A 21,344-nucleotide genomic window follows, 5' to 3' on the forward strand; every position below is an offset into this window, starting at 1 on the left:
GTACCGCTCGTCGTACTGGTGTGCCATCGTTGCGGACGGTCCGTCAGATTCCCAACTCCCGTTCCCCGACGGCTCGGAGCAGGCGCTTCGACGACGTCCGTGTGCTGAACGTAGTGCCCCGCGAGGTACCCGCGGGAGCGGCCCTGGCGAAACGCCACCTTTCGCCACCCCCAGGAGTGAACCGAAGCCCAGGGGCACACGCTTGACTGGGTAGTCGCGACGGTCCGGCATATGCGGGCCGCCAAGTCCCCCGGCCAACCCCGGCAGACCCGGCAGACCCCGCAATCCATCGCAGTCCCAGGCGAGTTCGGCGCCCACTCGGGACGGCAACCGTCCCGCGCACACGACGATCCGGCATCGGCGCCGCCCCCACAAGGCGGCGCCCGAGGCGCACCACCGCAACAGGCGCACGCCAAGCGCTGCGCGCCGCCACCGCACCACGCACCACGCAACGGACAATCAACACACAGTCACCATCCCGTAACCATCGGCTACCAGAACCTGTTGGGGGAGGCATGGACAACCTGTTCGGCGAACTTCGACTGGGGCACCTGCGGCTGGCACCGCTGGGCGCGCGCCGCCGCACCAAGGTCACCGCGTCCCGGGCCGCCGCGGAGTACACCGGCCGCTGGGGCTGGACCGTCGCCACCGGTGAACCGGCCGCCGGCGCCACCGCCCCGACCCGCTGTCCCTGCGGCTCCCGGCGCTGCGCCGCCCCCGGCCTGCACCCCGTGCCCGGCACCACCGGGCGGGCCGACGCCGCCGACGCCGAGGGCTCGGTGCTGTTCCCCACCGGCCGCGCCTTCGACGTGCTGGACGTCCCCGAGCAGGCCGGCCTCCAGGCCCTGGTCCGGCTGGAGCGGATGGGCACCCAGGTCGGCCCGGTGCTGGCCCCGCCCACCGGCCGGCTCCAGTTCCTGGTCTCCGCCGGCACCGCCCGCCGGCTGCCCGACCTGCTGTACCGGATGGGCTGGGACGACGCCGCGCTCGACCTCACCTGCCACGGCGAGGGCAGCTACGTCGCCGCCCCGCCCACCGTGCTCGGCGAGCTCGGCCCGGTCCGCTGGCTGCGCCGCCCCACCCGCGACAACGCCGGCTGCCCGCCCGAGGCCCGGCTGCTGCTCGGCACCCTCGCGTACGCCTGCCACCGCAGCCGCGAGCGCACCGCCGAGCCCGCCTGGATCGCCTCGTGACACCGTGAATCGCCCGCTCGCCTCCGGGACGCTCTGATCCGGTGCCCGACGGTCGGCGCTCCGCCGCTCGTACCTCGCTGGTCGCTTCTCCCTTTCGGCACCGGCGCGCCCCTTCGGCTCGGGACGGCGGCCCTCCCCGGGCACGCGAAAGGGCCCGCCCCCGAAGGAGCGGACCCCGACCGACGCGGAAGTCCCGGTCAGTCCCCGATCAGCGCGTCCACGAACGCACCCGGCTCGAACGGCGCCAGGTCGTCCGCGCCCTCGCCCAGACCGATCAGCTTGACCGGCACGCCCAGCTCGCGCTGGACCGCGACCACGATGCCGCCCTTGGCGGTGCCGTCCAGCTTGGTCAGCACGATGCCGGTGATGTCCACCACCTCGGCGAACACCCGGGCCTGGATCAGCCCGTTCTGACCGGTGGTGGCGTCAAGCACCAGCAGCACCTCGTCCACCGGGCCGTGCTTCTCGACGACCCGCTTGACCTTGCCCAGCTCGTCCATCAGGCCGGTCTTGGTGTGCAGCCGGCCGGCGGTGTCGATCAGCACGGTGTCGACGCCCTCGGCGATGCCCTCCTTGACCGCGTCGAACGCGATCGAGGCCGGGTCGCCGCCCTCCGGGCCGCGCACGGTGCGCGCGCCGACCCGCTCGCCCCAGGTCTGCAGCTGGTCCGCGGCGGCGGCGCGGAAGGTGTCCGCCGCACCGAGCACCACGGTACGGCCGTCGGCGACCAGGACACGCGCCAGCTTGCCGGTGGTGGTGGTCTTGCCGACGCCGTTGACGCCGACGACCAGGACCACGGCCGGGCCCTCCTCGTGCTTGGTGGAGCGGACGGTGCGGTCGGCGTCCTTGCCGACCAGCTCGACCAGCTCCTCGCGCAGCAGGCCGCGCAGCTCCTCGGGGCTGCGGGTGCCGAGCACCTTCACCCGGGTGCGCAGCCGCTCGACCAGCTCCTGGGTCGGGGCGACGCCCACGTCCGCGGTGAGCAGGGTCTCCTCGATCTCCTCCCAGGTGTCCTCGTCCAGGTGCTCACGGGAGAGCAGCGAGAGCAGGCCCTTGCCCAGCGAGTTCTGCGAGCGGGAGAGCCGGGAGCGCAGCCGGACCAGCCGGCCGGCGGTGGGCTCGGGGACCTCGATCGCCGGGGCGGCCTCGGCCTCCTCGACCTCGACGGTCCCGGCGGCCTCGGCGGTCTCCGCCTCGGCCGGGAGCTGCACCTCCTCGACGGTGCGGCGCGGCTCCTCGCGGGGCGGCGCGGCCTCCTCGCCGACCTGCGGCTCCTGCGGGGTGGTCTTGGGCGCCGTGATGACCGGCGCCTGCGACTGGGGGGGCAGTTGCCGGCGTCGTCTGCCGGAAACGACGAGGCCCGCGACCGCACCGACGGCGATCACGGCGATGACGACCGCGAGGATCACGTATTCCAAATCAAGCTCCTTTACTAGTTCCCCCGATAGAGTGATCCTTCGGTCACTGACGCATGCGCGCCCCCGCCTCCCCTACGCTGACCAGTGTGCCGCTCGGCACCGGTCAGGGCTTGGCCGTCACGAGGTCGTCCAACGGCTGAGTGAGAAGCCCCCTCGCATGCGAGGGGGAGGAGTCACAACCCGTCCAGTATCCGTGATGGGTTCCGCCTAGGGCAGCTGCCCAGGCACAGGTCGACGAATCAGTCCGTCGGCCCGGGGGCAATCGCCTCCACCTGCTGCCGAGGCAGCACCGCAGGCGTCCTGCGCCTCCGATGCTCCTCGCGCAGCCGCTGGCTGATCACCTGCGAGATGCCGTCGCCCTTCATCGTCACGCCGTAGAGCGCGTCGGCGGACTCCATCGTGAGCTTCTGGTGCGTGATCACGATCAGCTGGGAGCTCTCCCGCAGCTCCTCCATGATCCCGACCAGCCGGCGCAGATTGGTCTCGTCCAGCGCCGCCTCCACCTCGTCCATCACGTAGAACGGGCTGGGCCGCGCCTTGAAGATCGCCACCAGCAGGGCCACCGCGGTCAGCGAGCGCTCGCCGCCGGACAGCAGCGACAGCCGCTTGACCTTCTTGCCGGGCGGACGGGCCTCCACCTCGACCCCGGTGGTGAGCATGTTGTCCGGGTCGGTCAGCACCAGCCGCCCCTCGCCCCCCGGGAAGAGCCGGGCGAAGACGCCCTCGAACTGGGCGGCGGTGTCGTGGTAGGCGGAGCTGAACAGCTGCTCGACCCGCTGGTCCACGTCCCGGACGATGTCCAGCAGGTCCCGCCGACCGCGCTTGAGGTCGTCCAGCTGCTCGCCGAGGAACTTGTGGCGCTCCTCCAGCGCGGCGAACTCCTCCAGCGCCAGCGGGTTGACCTTGCCCAGCTGCTGGTACGCCTTCTCGGCGGCCCGGAGCCGCTTCTCCTGCTCGGCCCGGACGTACGGGTACGGCTCCCCCGGCTCCCCCTGCTCCTGCCCGTCCGCCGCCGCCGAGGGCGGGACGGGCCGGTCCGGCCCGTACGAGGCCAGCAGCTCGCCGCCGTCGATGCCGAACTCCTCCAGCGCGCGGGCCTCCAACTGCTCGATCCGCAGCCGCTTCTCGGCCCGCAGCACCTCGTCCCGGTGCCCGGCGTCGACCAGCTTGTCCAGCTCCTCCTTGAGCCCGCGCCCGTGTTCGCGGTGCTCCCGGAGCTCGCGCTCCCGCTCGGCGAGCGCCTGCTCGACGGCCGCGCGCCCGGCGTCCGCGCGGGCCAGCGAGACCTCCAGGCAGGCGAGCAGCTGCCGGGCGCCCGCCGCGACGGCGTTCGCCACCCGGGCGTCGTGCTCGGCGCGCCGACGGCGCTCGGCGGCCCGGGCGCGCGCCTCGCGCTCGGCGCGGGCGGCCCGGTCCAGCTGGTCGGCCCGGCCGGCCAGGGCGCGGACCCGCTCCTCGTGGGTGCGCACCGAGAGCCGGGCCTCCAGTTCGGACTGCCGGGCGGCCGAGGCGGCCTCGGTGAGCCGCTGCTGCTCGGCCCGGTCCGGCTCGTCCTCCCCCGCGTCCGCCGACTCCTCGGCGACGGCCAGCCGTTCGGCCAGTTCCTCGGCGGTGGCGAGCAGTTCGGCCAGGCCCTGGTCGGCCCGCGCGGCGGCGGCCGAGAGCCGTTCGGCCTCCCCGGCGGCGGCCCGGGCCTGCCCGCCGAGCCGGCCGAGCGAGCCCGCCACCCGGGCCCGTTCCTGCTCGGCCCGGCGTCGCAGTTCGCCGAGCCGCTCCAGTTCGGCGGCCGACTCCCCTCGCAGTTCGGTGAGTTCGGCCAGCCGCCCGGCCGAGTCGGCGCAGCGCAGGTCGAGTTCCGCGATCGCCCGGGCGGCCCGGTCCACCGCCGCCCGGGTCTCCAGTTCGCTGGGCGCGCCGGCGGAGCCGCCCTGGGCGAAGCCGGCGCCCAGCCGGTCGCCCTCGGCGGTGACGGCGGACAGTTCGGGGCGTTCGGCGATCAGCCGCAGTGCCCGGTCCAGGTCGGCGACCACGGCCACCCCGGCCAGCCGGTTGTGCACGGCGGCGATCAACTCGGCCGGGCCACTGACCAGTTCGGCGGCCCAGCGGGCTCCTTCGGGCAACTCGCCGTCGGCCGGCGGCAGTTCCGCGGCCCCGGCGACCAACAGTGCGGCCCGCCCGGCGTCCTGGGCGCGCAGCAGCCGCAGCGCCCCGGCGGCGGCGCCGGGCGAGTCGACCACGACCGCGTCGGCGGCCGCCCCGAGCGCGGCGGCGAGCGGCACCTCGAAGCCGGGCTCGATCCGCAGCAGCGCGGCGGCCGGGCCGAGCACACCGGTCAGCCGCTCCCCCGCGTCCAGCAGCGCGCCGGTGCCGTCCTTGCGGCGCAGCCCGAGCGAGAGCGCCTCGTGCCGCGCGGTCAGCGCGGCCCGCTCGCGTTCGGCGGCGGCGGCCGCGTCCCGGGCCGCCGCCAGCTCCCGTTCGACCTCGGCCAGCCCGGCCCGGGCCCGTTGGTAGTCGTCCTCGGCCCGTCCGTCCTCGGCGGCCGAGCCGTCCACCTGCTGCTGGAGCTCCTCCAGTTCGCCCTGGGCGGCCTCGGCACGCAGCAGGGCCTCGTCCCGGGCCTCGACGAGCCGGCCGAGCTCGGCCTGGGCCGAACCGGCCCGGGAGCGGGCGGCCGCGGCCTGTCCCTGGAGCCGGGCCAGGCCCTCCCGGCGGTCGGCGATGGCCCGGGCGGCGTCCCGCAGCCGGCGTTCCTCGTCCGCCAGCGCGCGCTCCAGTTCGCCCTTGTGCTCGACCGCCTCGGCCAGCGCGTACTGGGCCTCCTCCAGCGCCTCGGCGAGCGCGGCCTCCTCCTCGCGGACCCGCTGGGCCTCCCGTTCCAGCTCCTCCGGGTCCCGGCCGCGCCGTTCCTCGGCCGTGCCCCCGGCGACGGCGTGCCGGGCCCGGGCCTCGGCCAGCCCGATCGTGCCGCGGGTGCGTTCGGCGAGCGCGGAGAGCCGGTACCAGGTCTGCCGGGCGGCCTCCAGGCCCGGCCCGAGCTGCTGGACCTGCGCCTCCAGGACGCGTTCGCGCTGCACCGCGCGGGCCAGTTCCTGTTCGACGGTGGTCCGGCGCAGCCGCAGGGCCAGTTCGTCGGCGACCTCGGCCTCGACGGCCCGGCGCAGGGCCAACAGGTCGTCGGCGAGCAGCCGCAGCCGGGCGTCGCGCAGGTCGGCCTGGATGCCGGCGGCCCGGCGGGCGACCCTGGCCTGCTTGCCGAGCGGGCCGAGCTGGCGGCGCAGTTCGGCGACCAGGTCCTGGACCCGGTTGAGGTTGGCCTGCATCGCGTCCAGCTTCCGCAGCGCCTTCTCCTTGCGCTTGCGGTGCTTGAGGACGCCGGCCGCCTCCTCGATGAAGGCGCGCCGGCCCATCGGGTCGGCGTGCAGGACGGAGTCGAGCTGGCCCTGCCCGACGATGACGTGCATCTCGCGGCCGATGCCGGAGTCGGACAGCAGTTCCTGGATGTCCAGCAGGCGGCAGGTCTCGCCGTTGAGCGCGTACTCGCTGCCGCCGTTGCGGAACATGGTCCGGGTGATCGTCACCTCGGCGTAGTCGATCGGCAGGGCGCCGTCGGTGTTGTCGATGGTGAGGCTGACCTCGGCGCGGCCCAGCGGGGCGCGCCCGCTGGTCCCGGCGAAGATGACGTCCTCCATCTTGCCGCCGCGCAGCGACTTGGCGCCCTGCTCGCCCATCACCCAGGACAGCGCGTCCACCACGTTGGACTTGCCGGAGCCGTTCGGGCCGACCACGCAGGTGATGCCCGGTTCGAAGCGCAGGGTGGTGCTGGAGGCGAAGGACTTGAACCCGCGCAGCGTCAGACTCTTCAGGTGCACGCGGCCGGTCCCCTCATTCGCTCACGACGGGAACCGACTGTATCCGGAGTCCGACACGACGAAGGGACGCCACATCCGGGCGTCCCTTGCAAAGCTGCATCCCTTTCGGGGCGGCTCAGTGCACAGCGGCGTCGATCTGGGAGACCGGGGCGGGGCTCAGGTCAGAGCCGGCTCCCGCTGGTCCAGATCGATGCTGTTGAGCAGCGAGTGCTCGTCAGCGACAGCGGTGAGCGCGTCGTTCTCAGCCTGCATCCGAAGGAGCTCGGACTCCAGATCCTGGACGCGCTGCTGAAGCCGTCGCATCTCGGAGAGCATTCGCGGGTCGGGGCCGCCGACGTACCCGAGAAGCGCCTTTGCCATGATGAATGGTCCTCCACGCTGAGTGACCGAACCGGAACGGTACAGGTCTAGGGGGAAGGGGGACGCACGCGCGGCGCGCACCGGAAGTGCTGGCTGGGCACTACGACACAAGCGCCGTGAGCTGGGCTCACGAGAGCATGCGCCTGCCGGGGAACGCGATCGTGTGCGCGGGCTTCAAGCGTCTCACCAAAGACGGAAAGGGTCAACACGATCACCGCACGCTACCGCGCCCCTGTCACCTGCCCGGCGGTGTCGTCACGCCTGGGGGTCTCGGGCCCGGGTCCACCACGTGCTCGTGGATCATCGTTCGATGCGGAGTCAACCACGAGTCTGCCCGAATGGCAACCGTATGACACCGACCGTTGCGGATCATTTCCGGGAGGCGACGGCGGCGCCCTGCCGCGAGACGGCTCAGCGGATCTCGAAACCCTCGTAACCTGCGCCGACGGCGGTCCAGATCTCCGTCACCCCGCTCACCGCGCCGGGCGTGTCGGGACCGCGCAGCAGGGCCAGCAACTCCTCACAGTCGGCGGCCAGACCCTCGGCCACCACCTGCACCCGGCCGTCGCCGAGGTTGCTCGCGTAGCCGGTCAGGCCGATCTCCAGCGCCCGCGCCCTGGTCCACCAGCGGAACCCGACCTGCTGGACCTTCCCCCGGACCCAGGCGGTCACCCGGACCGGTTCATCACTGTGGGCATCACGACCGTGCATGCCCCCGACCCTAACGGGCCCCGGGGCGGGTCACAGCTCCACCGGGCCCTCGACCGACCAGCCCGGGGTGTGCACCTCGGCGTGCAGTTCGCCGCGGCGGGCCTCCCGGCCGCAGGTGCGGCAGACCCAGGCCGGGTCGAAGGGATGCGGCTCGTGGTCCGCCGGGGCGTGGGCGAAGGTCACCGGGGAGTCCGGCAGCAGCCAGCGGTCGCCCCAGGTGCGCAGTGCGTGGGCGAGCGGGGCGAGGTCCCGGCCGGCCTCGGTGAGGTGGTACTCGTAGCGCGGCGGCCGCTCGCTGTACGGGCGGCGCTCGACCACCCCGGCCTCCTCCAGCGCCCGCAGCCGCGCGGTCAGCCGGTCGCGCGGGGCGCCGGTGTTGCGGGCGATCCGGTCGAAGCGGTGGTTGCCGTAGAACAGCTCGCGCACCGCCAGCAGCGCCCACTTCTCCCCGACCACCTGGAGCGCCGCGGCCATCGAGCAGGGCCGGCCGGGTACGGCGGCGGGGGCGGTGGTGTCGGGGGTCACAGCGCCAGCCTGCCACAGCGGGTTCCGTTCTCAAACCCTCCGACAACCCTTCGGCAACCCTCCGACCCTGCCGGGAACGGCCAACGGCCCCGCCGGTCGGAACCGGCGGGGCCGTGGGGATCGCGGACGGATCAGCGGATCAGCGGGTCACCAGTCCCCGCCACCGCCGCCGAAGTCGCCGCCACCGCCCCAGTCGCCGCCGCTGAAGTCGGAGGCGTTGAAGTCGGCGCCGGTGAAGTCGCCGCCCTCGTGCTGGTCCTGGTAGCCGCCGTGGCCGCCCTCCATCATCGGGGCCGCCGCGTAGGCCGGGGTGCTCATCATCGAGCCGAGCATGGTGCCGACCAGCAGGCCGGGCAGCAGGCCGCCGCCGAAGCCGCTGTAGTAGCCGCCCGCGTAGGGCGCGTAGGCCGGGCCGGCGTTCCAGTACGGCTGGGGGCCGTGCTCGGTGTCGACGGTGCGCACCGCCGGGTCGAGGCCGGCCGCCACCCGGTCCGCGTCGGCCTGGCAGACCGGGACGGCACGGGCGGAGCCGCCGGCCGGGGCCCAGTCGACGTCCTTGACGGACGGGCCGTGCCGCGGGTCCATGAAGCACGGGGGGCGCCGCTCGGGCAGCGGGCGCTTCTCGCGCCGGGCGGCCAGGGTGGCCAGCTGGAACCGGCCGTCCTCGATCGCCTCGGTGACCTGCTTGACGTCCTCCGGCTTCTTGGCCTCGTTCATCAGCCGCTTGGACTTCTCGTACGAGTCCAGGGCGTGGCTGTAGTCGGTGCGCTGGGCGTCGTCGGCGTCGGCGGCGCGCGGGTCGAAGTCGAGCCGCTCCAGCTCGACGCCGAAGGCGGTGATGTCCTCGTCCACGACCCGGCGCAGCTGCTCCAGCTCGGCCCGGGCCTGCTCCTCCTTGCGCTTCTTGGCGCGGCGGAAGAGGAAGAAGACACCGGCGCCGGCCAGCGCCACCAGCAGGACCGGGATGATCACCCAGGCGATCGAGGTGCTGTGGTTGACCCCGGTGCCCTTGGTCTGCGGGGCGGCCTGGTCGACGAAGTCGTTCAGGGTCGCGTTGATGTCGCCCTTGTCGGCGCGCAGAACGGCGCCCGAGATCCGCGAGGCGACGCCGGGGGCCATCGCCCCGCGGTCGGCGTAGGCCTGGAACTCGTTTCCGCGCCAGACCCCGTAGACGCCGTCGATGCCCACCAGGGTGCGCAGGTCGGTGGCGATGGTGGCCTTGTTGGCGGCCTCGGGGACGACCGCGATGAAGATCGGCTTGTCGGCCTTCTCGATCTTCTTGGTCAGGGCGTCCGCCTGCGCCTGGCTGAAGCGGTCCTGCATCGCCGGGGCGACGTAGACCTGGCCCTTCTTGAGGGTGGCCGCGGCGTCACTCAGACCACCGGCCGCGGAGGCCGCCGGGGCGAACATGAGCAGCAGCCCGAGCAGCGCCGCCACCAGGGCAAGTGGCCCGGCGCCCCGGGAACGTCGTGCAAGGGTTCTCATAACCCCCGACGCTACCGTGACCGGCGGCGGAGCACGCCATACCCTTCGCATACTGGATACGACAAGGTTCCCCGCCGTCCGTCGGGGCGGCTCCCCTTCTCACGGATGACATTTCCCCCAGTCGACCCCGAGACGGGTGGGGCGCGGGAACCGCCTGAGGCGGCCGGACGTACGTCCCGGCGGGCCCGGGGGCGCTGCGGAGGCCGCTCCGGCGCCGTTCGAGGGGGCGTCCCGACCGTACCGCGCGACGGGGGAGACTGTTCCCGGACCGCTGGTCCCATTACCTCTTCTTGACCCAACTCCCGATCGGAGCGCTCGGTGATCATCGGCCTCGTCACGGCCGTGGCGGCATCCGCCTGCTACGGCACCGGCTCGGTCCTCCAGGCCGTCGGATCCCGCCGCTCGGCCCGGGAGGAGGCGGCCAAGGGCTCCGCCGGCTCGACCACCGAGCACGGCGGCCCGAGCCTGTCCTCCACCGCCAAGGCCGCCGTGACCTGGGAGTTCATCACCGGCACGGTGCTCGACCTGATCGGCTTCGGGCTCGGCGCACTGGCCGCGCGGCTGCTGCCGCTGTTCCTCTCCCAGACCATCATCAGCGCCAACCTGGTGATCACCGCGGTGCTCAGCATCAAGCTGCTGGGCATCCGGCTCAAGCAGCTGGAGTGGGCCTCGATCGGCGTGCTCTGCTCGGCCCTGGTGCTGCTGGCGGTCTCGGCCGGCCCGGAGGGCGGCCACCACGCGTCGATGGCCTTCCACTGGGGGCTGCTGATCATCACCACCGTGCTGCTGGCCGGCGGCAGCCTGCTGGTGCGCCGGATGGGCTCCAAGGGAGCGATCGTCGCCGGTCTGCTCTCCGGCCTCGGCTTCGGCGCGCTGGGCGTCGGGGTGCGCATCCTGAACGGCGTGGAGCCCTTCGACCTGGTCCGGCTGATCTCCGACCCGGCGCTCTACGCGGTCCTGGTCGGCGGCCTCGGCGGCATGTACGTGCACACCGTGGCGCTGCAGCTCGGCTCGGTGAACGGAGCCACCGCCGCCCTGGTGGTCGGTGAGACGGTGCTGCCGGGCGCGGTCGGCGTGCTCTGGCTCGGCGACTCCTCCAAGGCCGGCCTGGGCTGGCTCGGGGTGGCCGGCTTCCTGCTCGCGGTGGTCTCCGCGGTCGGGGTCGCCTACTTCGGTCAGGACACCCACGGCAGCCCCGGCGGGACGCCCGCCGACCACCCTGAACTCGCCCACAAGTAGCGGGAGTCAGCCCCCGCTGCCGGTCCGCGGTACGCGCTGGCAGCGGGGGCAGAAGTAGCTGGACCGGTTCATCCAGGCGGCCCGCCGGATCGCGGTGCCGCAGCGGCGGCAGGGCTCGTCCTCGCGGCCGTAGGCGTCGAGGTCCCGGGAGAAGTAGCCGCTCTCGCCGTTCACGTTGACGTAGAGGCTGTCGAAGCTGGTGCCTCCCACGGCCAGCGCGGCCGTCATCACGGCCCGGGCGTTGGCCAGCAGCAGCTCGGACCGCGGGCGGGTGAGGGTCGCGGTCGGCCGGTCGTAGTGCAGCTCGGAGCGCCACAGCGCCTCGTCGGCGTAGATGTTGCCGACGCCGCTGATCAGGGTCTGGTCGAGCAGGGCGCGCTTGACGGTGGTGCGCTTGGCGCGCAGCGCGGCGACGAAGGCCGCGTCGTCGAAGCGGGGGTCGAGCGGGTCGCGGGCGATGTGCGCGATGGAGCGCGGGGTGCCCTCGGCGTCCTCCTCGGCCTCCTCGACGGCCAGGCCGCCGAAGGTCCGCTGGTCGACGAAGCGCAGCTCGCGCCCGCCGTCGGCGAAGCGCAGCCGGACCCGCAGATGGGTCTCGTCCGGCACCGTCGGGTCCTGGACGAGGAGTTGGCCGCTCATCCCGAGGTGGCCGATCAGCGAGGATCCGGCGCCCGGGCCGCCCAGCGGCACCCAGAGGTACTTGCCGCGGCGCTGCGCGGCACCGAGGACGCTGCCGGTCAGCCGGTCCGCGAAGTCGGCCGCGCCGCCCGGCTGGCGGCGGACCGCGCGCGGGTGCAGCACCTGGACGTCCGCGACGGTGCGCCCGGCGACCCAGTTCGCCAGACCTCGGCGGACGACCTCGACCTCGGGGAGTTCGGGCACGGGAACAGGCCTCCTGCGTACGACGATCCGGCAGGAGGAAAGGCTACTCGGCGATCAGGCCCCGGCGGGAAGCCGGTCGGCGTACTTCTCCTTGATCGCGCGCCAGGCGCTCTCGGCGGCCTTCTGCTCGGCTTCCTTCTTCGAGCGGCCGACGCCGCTGCCGAAGTCCTCGCCGGCCACCCGGGCCGCCGCGGTGAAGGTCTTCTCGTGGTCCGGACCGGACTCCATGACCACGTACTCGGGCACGCCGATGCCCACCGAGGCGGTGAGCTCCTGGAGGCTGGTCTTCCAGTCCAGTCCGGCACCCAGCTGAGAGGACTCCTCGATCAGCGGGTCGAAGAGGCGGTGGACGAACTCGGTCGCCGCCTCCAGACCGCGGTCCAGGTAGACGGCCCCGATCACGGCCTCGACGGTGTCGGCGAGGATCGACGACTTGTCGCGGCCGCCGGTCCCCTCCTCGCCCTTGCCGAGGCGGATGAAGGTGCCGAGTTCCAGGCCCCGGCCGACGTCCGCGAGCGCGCGGGAGTTGACCACCGCGGCGCGCAGCTTGGCGAGCGTGCCCTCCGGGACGTCCGGGTGGACGCGGTAGAGGGTGTCCGTCACCACCAGGCCCAGCACCGAGTCGCCGAGGAACTCCAGGCGCTCGTTGGTGGGCAGACCCCCGTTCTCGTACGCGTACGAGCGGTGGGTCAGGGCACGTACCAGAAGGGCGCGCTCGAGCGTGTACCCGAGGCGCCCTTCCAGGACGTCGTATTCGGTCGAAGCCGGCCCACCGGCCTTGCCGCTGCCCGAAGAACCCTTCGAGGCAGAGGACGCCTTGCGGGTGGAGTTACCGTCCGACATCGATCCGTGCACCCCGCCGATCAGACCGAGAGGACCTGGCGGCGGTTGTACGTGCCGCAGCTGGGGCACGCGATGTGGCCGAGCTTCGGCTCGTGGCAGCGGTCGCACGCCACGAGGGCCGGAACGACGGCCTTCCAGTTGGAACGGCGGTGGCGCGTGTTGCTGCGCGACATCTTCCGCTTCGGAACAGCCACGGCTACTTCTCCTGGTTCTCGGCGGCACCCTCACGGGTGTCGCTGTTCTTGATCCCGTCACCCTCGTCGCCGGGGGCGGCGGAGAGTCCCTGCAGAGCCGCCCACCGGGGGTCGGCGGCCTCGTGGTGGTGCGCCGGGTCGTCGCTCAGGCGCGCTCCGCACTCGGAGCACAGGCCCAGGCAGTCTTCCTGGCACACCGGCTGCAGCGGCAGTGCGAGCACCACCGCGTCACGCAGCACCGGCTGGAGGTCGAACAGGTCGCCCTCCAGGCGGTAAGTCTCTTCTTCCGAGTCCTCGTCGAGGTCCTCGGTCCCGGTGGTCCGGGCGCGGTGACGCTCGTCGGACTCCGGGTAGTAGTACAGCTCCTGGAAGTCCACGTCGATGTCGAAGTCGACGGGCTCCAGGCACCGGACGCACTCGCCCTCGACGTGGGCGTCGGCGGTGCCGGTGACCAGCACGCCCTCGACCACGGACTCCAGGCGGAGCTCCAGCTCGATCGGGCTCTTCTCCGGAACGCCGATCACGTCGATGATCCCGAAGCCCTCGGGGGCCTCCAGGGTCCGGCTCACCTTGCGCATCGAGCCCGGGCGACGGCCGAGCTCGTGCGTGTCGAACACGAGGGGGTCGCGGTGGTCGAGGCGGTTCAAGGTGTCCTGACTTCCATAGGGATCAACGCCGTGCTCCCCATCACGCGCCGGCGTTGCGAGGGCAAGCCGACAGCCGGACATGGGGATGCCGGAGTGGTCAGACTACCGGAGTCTCCCGTCAGGCCCAACTTCCGTCCCGTCGGGAGGCTCCGGGCGGCTGCTCAGCGGCCGCCGAGCTCCCTCAGCCTGGTCATGTCGATCATGCTGGTGTCGAAGAAGCTGGTCTCGTCCAGGTTCTGCTGCTGCTGGTGCGGCACGGCCGGGGGCAGCGCGGCCTGCTGCGGGTAGGCGTAGCCGTCGTACGGCTGGGCCGAGTAGCCGTCCTGCTGCTGCGGATAGCCGTAGGCGTCCTGCTGCTGGCCCTGGTGCTGCTGGCCCTCGTAGGGGGGCTGCTGCTGCGGGTAGCCGCCCTGCTGGTGGCCCCACTGGGTGTTGTACGGGTCGCCCTGGCCGGCCGGGTCGAAGCCGCCCCCGTACACCTCGGCGTACTGCCCGGTCTGGTGCTGGTGCTGGTGCTGCTGCTGGTGCTGGTCGCCCTGGTGCCGGGCGACCGCCGCGTACTGGTCGGCGCCGGGGGCCTGCCAGCCCGCCGCGGCCGGGGTCTGTTCCGGCCAGGTCTGCTGCTGGGGGACGTCCTCGCGGTACCAGGCGAGGTCGGCGCCGTCGGCGTCCGCGGCGAAGCCGGCGGCCACCGCCTCGGCGCGCTCCTTGGCCTGCTGGGCCTCGTCGGCGGCGGCCAGATAGGCGCCCAGGTCGTCGATCGGCTTCTTGCCGAGCAGCTTGTCCCGGCCCTTGCCGACCGCCTCCAGGGTCGCGCTGAGCACGTTCTCCAGCGTGGCGAGCTTCACGTCGACGTACTCGTCGACCTCGGGGCTCGGGGTGTGCCGCTGCGGCTGGAACTCCTCGCCGTCGCTCTCGGCCTCGGCCTCGAAGCCGGCCTCGCCGCGCAGCTTGGTCCGGCCGCGGCCGACCGCGCCGAGCGTCTTGGTCAGCACGACCTCGAAGTTGGCAAGCTTGCTGTCCACGTAGTCGTCGGCCTCGGCACGCTGGGCCTCGACCTCGGCGCGGGCCTCGGCCAGGATCCGGTCGGCCTCGGCCTGGGCCCGGCGGACCACCTCGGTGTCGGAGATCAGCGAACCGCGCTCGGAGTGCGCGCCCTGGATGATCCGGTCCGCCTCGGCCTGGGCCTCGGCCACCACCTGCTCGTGGTCGGCCATCACCGACTGGGCCTGGGCGAGTTCGGCGGGCATGGCCGCCTTGAGGTCGTTGAGCAGGCCGATCAGCTCGGCCCGGTTCACCACGCAGGAGGCCGACATCGGCATCGAGCGGGCGTTCTCGACCGCCGCCACGATCTCGTCGACCTTTTTCTGCACGTCCACGGGGCTTCGTCTTTCCGTGTGCCGCCGACGGTCCGGCGGAGGCAGGCCCGGCGCGGTGCACCTCACCGCAGGGCAGGACTACAGACTGTACGGCCCCCGCGCGGCGAGCTCACAACGCCTGCGCCGAACCGGCCTCCACCGTCCCGGACAAGCCATGACGAACCGGCAGAAAAGGACCCGGCCCGCCGCCCGGCCCTACTGCTCGGCCTTACGCTCCGCGATCCGGTCCACCAGCCGGCGGTGCACCGTCTCCGGCAGCAGGTGCGAGACGTCGCCGCCGTACGAGGCGACCTCCTTGACCAGCGTCGAGGAGAGGAAGCTGTACGTCGGCGAGGTCGGCAGGAAGAGCGTCTCCACGCCGGTCAGGCCGTGGTTCATCTGGGCCATCTGCAGCTCGTAGTCGAAGTCGCTGACCGCCCGCAGGCCCTTGATGATCGCCGGGATGCCGCGATCCCGGCAGTAGTCCACCAGCAGGCCGTGGTGCGACTCGACCACCACGTTCCCGAACGGGACGGTGACCTCCTCGATCAGGCCGATCCGCTCCTCGACGGTGAACATGCCCTGCTTGTTGCGGTTGATCAGGACCGCGACATGCACCACGTCGTACAGCTTGGAGGCCCGCTCGATGATCTCCAGGTGGCCCTTGTGGATCGGGTCGAACGAACCGGGGCAGACGGCTCGGCGCATGGCGTGTGTGCTCCCTCGTGGGGTGACGGCTGCTGCGGGCCGCGGCCCGCTACTCCTGCTCGCTGGCCTCGGCGGCGGCGCGACCGTACCAGAGCGTGCCCTCGCCGTAGCGGCGGGAGCGCAGCACCTCGAAGCCCTCGGGCCAGCCGAACTCGCCGCCACGGGTGCTGCGCTCCACGGTGACGAGTGCGTCCTCCGCGAGCCAGCCCCCAGCCGACAGTGTGATCAGCATCTCGCGCACCTCGTCGTCCGTCACCACGTACGGCGGGTCGAGGAACACCAGGTCGTACCGGGCCTGCGGGGGCGGCCCGGCGATCACCTTCTCGGCCCTGGCCGCCCGGACCTCCGCGCCCGGCAGGCCGATCGTGCGGACGTTCTCCCGGATCACCCGGGCCGCCTGGGCGTCCGCCTCGACCAGCAGGACGTGCTCGGCGCCGCGCGAGAGCGCCTCCAGGCCGACCGCGCCCGATCCGCCGAACAGGTCCAGCATCCGAGCCCCGTGCAGGGTGCCGCGGAACGCCTCCAGGGTGGAGAACATCGCCTCGCGGGCCTTGTCGGAGGTCGGACGGGTGCCCCGGCCGGGCGGTACGGCCAGTCGGCGGCCGCCGGCCGCCCCGGCGATCACGCGGGTCATGGTGGTGGAAGGTCCTTTCGTCGCTGCCCGACCACGCTATCCCGCCCCGGCGGCGGGCGGACAAGCGCCGGCGGGCGGGCGCGTCACGGCCGGGGCCCCGCCGACGGGTCGGCGGGGCCCCGGAGCGCACTCGCTAGCTCGCCTCGGAGCCCGCCCCCTGGCTCGGGACCGCCGCGCCGAGCAGCGCCGGCGAGGCGTAGCGGGACCAGGACAGGCAGCCGTCGGGCGGGCAGAACTCGGGGCGGCGCGGGTCGTGCCCGAGCTCGCGCAGCTTGGTCCGGACGGAGTCGGGCGTGCGGCCGAAGCGGGCGGCGATCCGGGCGACGGTCTCGCCGTCGTGGAAGCGCCGGACCAGCTCCTCCTCGTGCTGCGGCACCCACGGGGCGCCGTGGCCGGGGTAGAGCTCGCGCAGCACGTCGCGGTCGGGGATGGGTTCGGCGACATCGGCGACGATCGCCAGCGCCCGCAGCGCGCGGTTGAGCGCGATCCGCAGCGAGGCGACGTCCTCGACCGGCAGGCGGAGCTTGCCCGAGGCGAGCGGCGCGGCGGCCGCCCCCTCGCGCCAGCCGGTCAGGGTGAGGGTGACCTCGCGGTCGTCGTCGCTGGCGAGTTCGATCCGGAAGACCTTGTCGCCCAGCGGGAGCTCGTTGAGATGACGGAATGCCATGGCAGGACCCCCAAGTGTCGTGCCAGGAACGCACCTTGGGGGTGCGCCCTGAACAACTACATTCTCTCCCGGGGGTCTGACAGTCCGGCGGTGCCGGAGCCCGCCCAGCCCTTCTCCCGCTCAGCCCTTCTCCATGTAGGCCGCGCGGTCCTCGTCGAGCAGGCTCTCCAGCGCGGTGCGCAGGTCCGGGTGGGCGGCCAGCTCCGGGTCCTCGGCGACCAGCCGGGTGGCCTCGGTCCGGGCGGTCAGGATGACCTCCTCGTCCTCCAGCACCGACAGCACCTTGAGCGAGGACTTCACCCCGGACTGGGCCTGGCCCAACACATCGCCCTCGCGGCGCTGTTCGAGGTCGATCCGGGAGAGCTCGAAGCCGTCCAGGGTGCCGGCCACCGCGTCCAGCCGGGCCCGGGCCGCGCTGCCGCCGGGCATCTCGCTGACCAGCAGGCACAGGCCCGCCGCGCTGCCCCGGCCGACCCGGCCGCGCAGCTGGTGGAGCTGGGAGACGCCGAAGCGGTCGGCGTCCATGATGACCATCACCGTGGAGTTGGGGACGTTGACGCCGACCTCGATGACCGTGGTGGCGACCAGCACGTCCACCTCCCCGGCGGCGAACCGGCGCATCACGTCGTCCTTGGCGTCGGGGGCGAGCCGGCCGTGCAGGATCTCCACCCGCAGTCCGGCCAGCGGGCCCTGCACCAGCTTCTCGGCGGTCTCCACCACCGAGAGCGGGGGCCGCCGTTCGTCGCTCCCGGCGCCGGCGTCGGCGTCCCCGACCTCCTCGAAGTCCTCCTCGGCCGCCTTGCGCTTCTTCTTGGCGGCCTTCGGGTCGGCGGCCGGCTCCTCGTCGCCGATCCGGGGGCAGACCACGTACGCCTGGTGGCCCTTGCCGACCTCCTCGCGGACCCGCTCCCAGGCCCGGGTGAGGAAGTTGGGCTTCTCCAGCGCGGGGACGACATGGGTGGAGATCGGCGAACGGCCGGCCGGGAGCTGGTCCAGGACGGAGGTCTCCAAGTCCCCGAAGACGGTCATCGCGACGGTGCGCGGGATCGGGGTCGCGGTCATCACCAGCAGGTGCGGCGGCTGCCGGCCCTTGGCGCGCAGCGCGTCCCGCTGCTCGACGCCGAAGCGGTGCTGCTCGTCCACCACGACCAGGCCGAGGTCCTGGAACTCGACCTTGTCCTCGATCAGCGCATGGGTGCCGATGACGAGCCCGGCGTCCCCGCAGACCATGTCCAGCAGCGCCTGGCGGCGGGCGGCGGTGCCCATCGAGCCGGTCAGCAGCACCACCCGGGTGGCGTGCTCGGAGCCGCCGAGCATCCCGCCCTCGGCGAGGTCGCCCATCATCTCGACGATCGAGCGGTGGTGCTGCTGGGCCAGCACCTCGGTGGGCGCGAGCAGCACGGCCTGGCCGCCGGCGTCCACCACGGTGAGCATGGCCCGCAGCGCCACCAAGGTCTTGCCGGAGCCGACCTCGCCCTGGAGCAGCCGGTGCATCGGGTGCTCGGTGGCCAGGTCGGCGGCGATCTCGGCGGACACCTTCCGCTGGCCCTCGGTGAGGGTGAACGGCAGCCGGGCGTCGAAGGCGTCCAGCAGGCCGCCGGCCCGGGGCGCCCGGGGCTTGGCCGGCAGCGCGGAGTCGGCGGCCCGCCGCTGGGCGAGGGCGACCTGGAGGACGAAGGCCTCGTCCCAGCGCAGCCGGCTCTGGGCGCGCTCGCGGTCGGCCTGGCTGCGCGGGCGGTGGATCAGCTCCAGCGCCTCGGGCAGCGGGATCAGGTCGTGGCGCTCGCGCAGTTCGGCGGGCAGCGGTTCGCCGACGTCGCCGAGGTGCTTGGTAAGCGCGGTCTCGATGCAGATGGACAGCTTCCAACTCGGCATCTGGGCGCTGGCGCCGTACACCGGGATGAGCCGGCCGGCGAACTGCTTCGCCGCGTCGGAGCCCGCCTCCTCGTCCAGCAGCTGGTAGTCGGGCGAGACCAGCTGGCGGCTGCGGTTGAAGACCCCGACCTTGCCCGCGAACAGGCCCTGGGCGCCGGCCTTGAGCTCCTTCTGCCGCCAGCCCTGGTTGAAGAAGACCAGCGAGAGCCGGCTGCGGCCGTCGGTGACGACCACCTCCAGCCGGTCCCCCTTGCGGCCGCGGAACGGGATCAGGGTGACCTTCTCGATCCGGGCCAGCACGGTGACGTGCTCGTCGACCTCCAGCTCGTCCAGGCTGGTGAGCTGGCCGCGCTCGACGTAGCGGCGGGGATAGTGGTGCAGCAGGTCCCCGACCGTGCGCAGCTTGAGACTGTCGGCGAGCACCTTCGCGGTGCGGTCGCCGACGAGCTTGGTCAGTGGTTCATCGAGAGCGCCCATCAGGCCCTTGTTTACACCAAGGCACCGACGAACCGGGCAACCGACGAACCGCCGAAGGGGCGCTACTCCACCCCGATGAGCAGCGGCGTGAACTCCTGGCCGCCGTGGAAGACCACCGAGTCCACCTCCGGCCGCTGCTGGCGGACGTGCGCCACCAGCCGGTCGGCGAGCGCCCGGTCGGCGCCCTCGCCGAGGATCAGGGTGACGAGTTCGCCGCCCGCGCCGAGCATCCGGTCGAGCACGCTCTCGCCGACCTCGGCCAGTCCGGCGCCGATCACCGCGACGTCCCCGTCGATCAGGCCGAGCACGTCGCCGGCCTGGCAGACCCCGGCCATGGTCCAGGACTCCCCCTCGGCGACGGCGAGTTCGGCGTACCGGGTGGCCCCGGCGGCGGAGGTCATGGCGACCACGTCCTCGTCGAAGCGGCGCCCGCCCTCGTGCACGGCGAGCGCGGCCAGGCCCTGCACCGGCGAGCGGGTGGGCAGGACGGCGATCCGCACGCCCTCCTCGCGCAGTTGGTCGGCGGCGGCCCCGGCGGCGGCGCGCAGTTCGGGGTCGTTGAGCAGCAGCACCACCTCGCGGGCGGCCGAGCCGCGGACGGCGTCGGCGAGTTCGGCGCTGGCCGGGCGGCGGTCCGGGTCGGCGTGCAGGACGACGGCGCCGGCCTGCTCGCACAGTTCGGCCAGCCCGTCGCCGGACACCACCGAGAGCACCGCGCGGGTCCGTTCCTCGCGCTCGCCGCGTTCGGCCGCGGTGCCGGCCCGGGCGGCGGCCTCGGCGAAGTGGGTGATCCGGATCTGGTGCGGGCGCCCGGCCTCGACCCCGGCCTCGACGGCGGCGCCCGCGTCGTCCACGTGGACGTGCACGTTCCACAGGCCGTCGCCGCCGCCGATCACCAGCGAGTCGCCGAGCCCGCCGAGCCGCTCGCGCAGTGCGGGCAGCGCCTCGTCCTCGGCGTCCAGCAGGTAGATGACCTCGAAGGCGGGGTGCCCGGGGCCGGGCGGCCGGACGTGCGCCGGGCAGCTCTCCACCGCCCGGACGTCCCCGCGCAGTGCGACCGGCCCCATCGGCTGCTGCCCGGCGACGGCGTCGGCGAGCGCGCCGAGGACGGCCACCAGGCCGCGCCCGCCGGCGTCCACCACCCCGTTCTCGGCCAGCACGGCGAGCTGCTCGGGGGTGTGCCGCAGGGCGTCCCGGGCGGCCCGGTAGGCGGTGTCGGCGACCTGGGCGAGCCCGTCCCCGGCCCGCACCGCCTCGCGGGCGGCGACCCGGGCGACGGTGAGCAGGGTGCCCTCGACGGGCTCCGCGACGGCCTGGTAGGCGGAGTCGGCGGCCCGCAGCAGGGCGGCCCGCAGCTGTTCGGCGCCGCCGCCCTCGGCCAGTATCTCGGCGGTGCCGCGCAGCCACTGGGCGAGGATCACCCCGGAGTTGCCGCGGGCGCCGATCAGCGCGCCGCGGGCCATCGCGCGGACGGCGTCGGCCAGCCCGGGCGCCGGCCCGGCCGCGGGGTCGGCGAAGCGGCTCTCCACCTCGGCGGTGGCGGACTCGACGGTCAGGTAGAGGTTGGTGCCGGTGTCGCCGTCCGGGACGGGGTACACGTTGAGCGCGTCGATCTCCTCGCGGGCCTGCCCGAGCGCCCGCAGGGCGAGCTGGCACCAGGTGCGCACGGCCGGGGCATCGAGCGTGTGCAGCACCAGGTCTCCTCCGGGACGGGACGCCGGACCGGCCCGGGGGCCGCGGCGAGGGGTGATACCGGCAGGTTATCGGGGCTCGGGGAGGGCCGCCGGAGCCCCCGACCGAAGCGATCACCCGGCCGGTCATGGTAGTTTCGTGGGACGGAAGCAAGCGTTGTATGCTCTTCCGGTTGCCTGGAACCGTCCAGGCTCACCCCCTTGTCCGGTCCGGTTCACGCGAGTGTTCTGGTGGGTGAGTGGGTTTTCGAAAGTATCTGATCTGAAGTCTTGGAGTGACTCCTGTGGCTGCCAACTGCGACGTCTGCGGCAAGGGGCCGGGCTTCGGCAACAGCATCTCCCACTCTCACCGCCGCACCCCCCGTCGTTGGAACCCCAACATCCAGACGGTGCGCGCTGTGATTGGGCGTACGCCGAAGCGGCTCAACGTCTGCACCTCGTGCATCAAGGCCGGTAAGGTCTCGCGCTGACGCGCAGACCGGCATGCCGGTCCTCCAGTGAGTCGGTTCATCCCCGGATGGACCGGCTTCGCTGTTTCCGGGACCGGTCAGGCTTTCCGGACGCACAC

Annotated in this window: 19 protein-coding genes; 3 read left to right on the top strand and 16 right to left on the bottom strand. The window is 73.4% G+C overall.

Features of this window, described 5'->3' with window-relative positions; all coding sequences use genetic code 11:
• Positions 1-515 precede the first annotated feature (515 nt).
• Positions 516-1,193 (top strand): bifunctional DNA primase/polymerase, encoded by a 678-nt coding sequence (locus ACIQWA_RS11080; RefSeq protein ID WP_402480954.1) that lies wholly within the window; start codon positions 516-518, stop codon positions 1,191-1,193.
• Positions 1,194-1,390: 197 nt separating this feature from the next.
• On the opposite strand, the gene ftsY is transcribed toward ACIQWA_RS11080, so the two are convergent.
• From ftsY to ACIQWA_RS11110, 6 genes are all read right to left on the bottom strand, one after another.
• Entirely contained in the window at positions 1,391-2,611 is a 1,221-nt protein-coding gene (gene ftsY / locus ACIQWA_RS11085) for a signal recognition particle-docking protein FtsY (RefSeq protein WP_402480957.1), read from the bottom strand.
• A 239-nt stretch (positions 2,612-2,850) separates the two neighbouring features.
• On the bottom strand, positions 2,851-6,480 hold the full coding sequence (gene smc / locus ACIQWA_RS11090) for a chromosome segregation protein SMC (protein WP_402480959.1): 3,630 nt from the start codon (positions 6,478-6,480) through the stop codon (positions 2,851-2,853).
• Between the two features lie 156 nt (positions 6,481-6,636).
• Entirely contained in the window at positions 6,637-6,840 is a 204-nt protein-coding gene (locus tag ACIQWA_RS11095) for a hypothetical protein (RefSeq protein ID WP_030243474.1), read from the bottom strand.
• A 411-nt stretch (positions 6,841-7,251) separates the two neighbouring features.
• Entirely contained in the window at positions 7,252-7,551 is a 300-nt protein-coding gene (locus ACIQWA_RS11100; RefSeq protein WP_360233122.1) for an acylphosphatase, read from the bottom strand.
• A 30-nt stretch (positions 7,552-7,581) separates the two neighbouring features.
• Complete coding sequence (locus tag ACIQWA_RS11105; RefSeq protein ID WP_402480962.1) at positions 7,582-8,076, bottom strand: winged helix-turn-helix transcriptional regulator; 495 nt, start codon at positions 8,074-8,076, stop codon at positions 7,582-7,584.
• Between the two features lie 147 nt (positions 8,077-8,223).
• Entirely contained in the window at positions 8,224-9,561 is a 1,338-nt protein-coding gene (locus ACIQWA_RS11110) for a hypothetical protein (protein ID WP_402480964.1), read from the bottom strand.
• A gap of 318 nt (positions 9,562-9,879) precedes the next feature.
• Between ACIQWA_RS11110 and ACIQWA_RS11115 the strand changes: the two genes are divergently transcribed.
• Positions 9,880-10,800: a hypothetical protein gene (locus tag ACIQWA_RS11115; protein ID WP_402480965.1), complete on the top strand. Its 921-nt coding sequence runs from the start codon at positions 9,880-9,882 to the stop codon at positions 10,798-10,800.
• 6 nt (positions 10,801-10,806) lie between these two features.
• On the opposite strand, the gene mutM is transcribed toward ACIQWA_RS11115, so the two are convergent.
• The 10 genes from mutM to ACIQWA_RS11165 all read right to left on the bottom strand — a co-directional run bounded on the left by mutM (position 10,807) and on the right by ACIQWA_RS11165 (position 20,779).
• Complete coding sequence (gene mutM / locus ACIQWA_RS11120) at positions 10,807-11,682, bottom strand: bifunctional DNA-formamidopyrimidine glycosylase/DNA-(apurinic or apyrimidinic site) lyase (protein WP_402480967.1); 876 nt, start codon at positions 11,680-11,682, stop codon at positions 10,807-10,809.
• Positions 11,683-11,736: 54 nt separating this feature from the next.
• Positions 11,737-12,525, bottom strand: coding sequence for a ribonuclease III (gene rnc / locus ACIQWA_RS11125; protein WP_360233106.1), 789 nt, complete (start codon positions 12,523-12,525; stop codon positions 11,737-11,739).
• 20 nt (positions 12,526-12,545) lie between these two features.
• Positions 12,546-12,719 carry a 50S ribosomal protein L32 gene (rpmF, locus tag ACIQWA_RS11130; RefSeq protein ID WP_030056747.1) on the bottom strand — a complete coding sequence of 58 codons (174 nt, stop codon included), beginning with the start codon at positions 12,717-12,719 and terminating at the stop codon, positions 12,546-12,548.
• Between the two features lie 2 nt (positions 12,720-12,721).
• Positions 12,722-13,366 (bottom strand): DUF177 domain-containing protein, encoded by a 645-nt coding sequence (locus ACIQWA_RS11135; protein ID WP_360233103.1) that lies wholly within the window; start codon positions 13,364-13,366, stop codon positions 12,722-12,724.
• Positions 13,367-13,527: 161 nt separating this feature from the next.
• A complete protein-coding gene (locus ACIQWA_RS11140) occupies positions 13,528-14,745 on the bottom strand; it encodes a cell division initiation protein (protein WP_402480971.1) in 1,218 nt (405 codons plus the stop codon).
• Positions 14,746-14,940: 195 nt separating this feature from the next.
• Complete coding sequence (coaD, locus tag ACIQWA_RS11145) at positions 14,941-15,432, bottom strand: pantetheine-phosphate adenylyltransferase (RefSeq protein ID WP_402480973.1); 492 nt, start codon at positions 15,430-15,432, stop codon at positions 14,941-14,943.
• 49 nt (positions 15,433-15,481) lie between these two features.
• Entirely contained in the window at positions 15,482-16,066 is a 585-nt protein-coding gene (rsmD, locus tag ACIQWA_RS11150; RefSeq protein WP_360233094.1) for a 16S rRNA (guanine(966)-N(2))-methyltransferase RsmD, read from the bottom strand.
• 133 nt (positions 16,067-16,199) lie between these two features.
• Complete coding sequence (locus tag ACIQWA_RS11155) at positions 16,200-16,733, bottom strand: hypothetical protein (protein WP_350508249.1); 534 nt, start codon at positions 16,731-16,733, stop codon at positions 16,200-16,202.
• 120 nt (positions 16,734-16,853) lie between these two features.
• Positions 16,854-19,085, bottom strand: a complete 2,232-nt coding sequence (gene recG, locus ACIQWA_RS11160; RefSeq protein WP_402480976.1) for an ATP-dependent DNA helicase RecG — start codon at positions 19,083-19,085, stop codon at positions 16,854-16,856.
• 62 nt (positions 19,086-19,147) lie between these two features.
• A complete protein-coding gene (locus ACIQWA_RS11165; RefSeq protein ID WP_402480978.1) occupies positions 19,148-20,779 on the bottom strand; it encodes a DAK2 domain-containing protein in 1,632 nt (543 codons plus the stop codon).
• A 281-nt stretch (positions 20,780-21,060) separates the two neighbouring features.
• On the opposite strand from ACIQWA_RS11165, the gene rpmB reads away from it, so the two are divergent.
• The gene (gene rpmB / locus ACIQWA_RS11170; protein ID WP_014138233.1) at positions 21,061-21,246 is read left to right on the top strand and encodes a 50S ribosomal protein L28; all 186 of its coding nucleotides are present in this window, start codon (positions 21,061-21,063) and stop codon (positions 21,244-21,246) included.
• The last annotated feature ends 98 nt before the right edge of the window (positions 21,247-21,344 follow it).

This window comes from Kitasatospora sp. NPDC098652 (assembly GCF_044760155.1).
Classification (GTDB): domain Bacteria; phylum Actinomycetota; class Actinomycetes; order Streptomycetales; family Streptomycetaceae; genus Kitasatospora.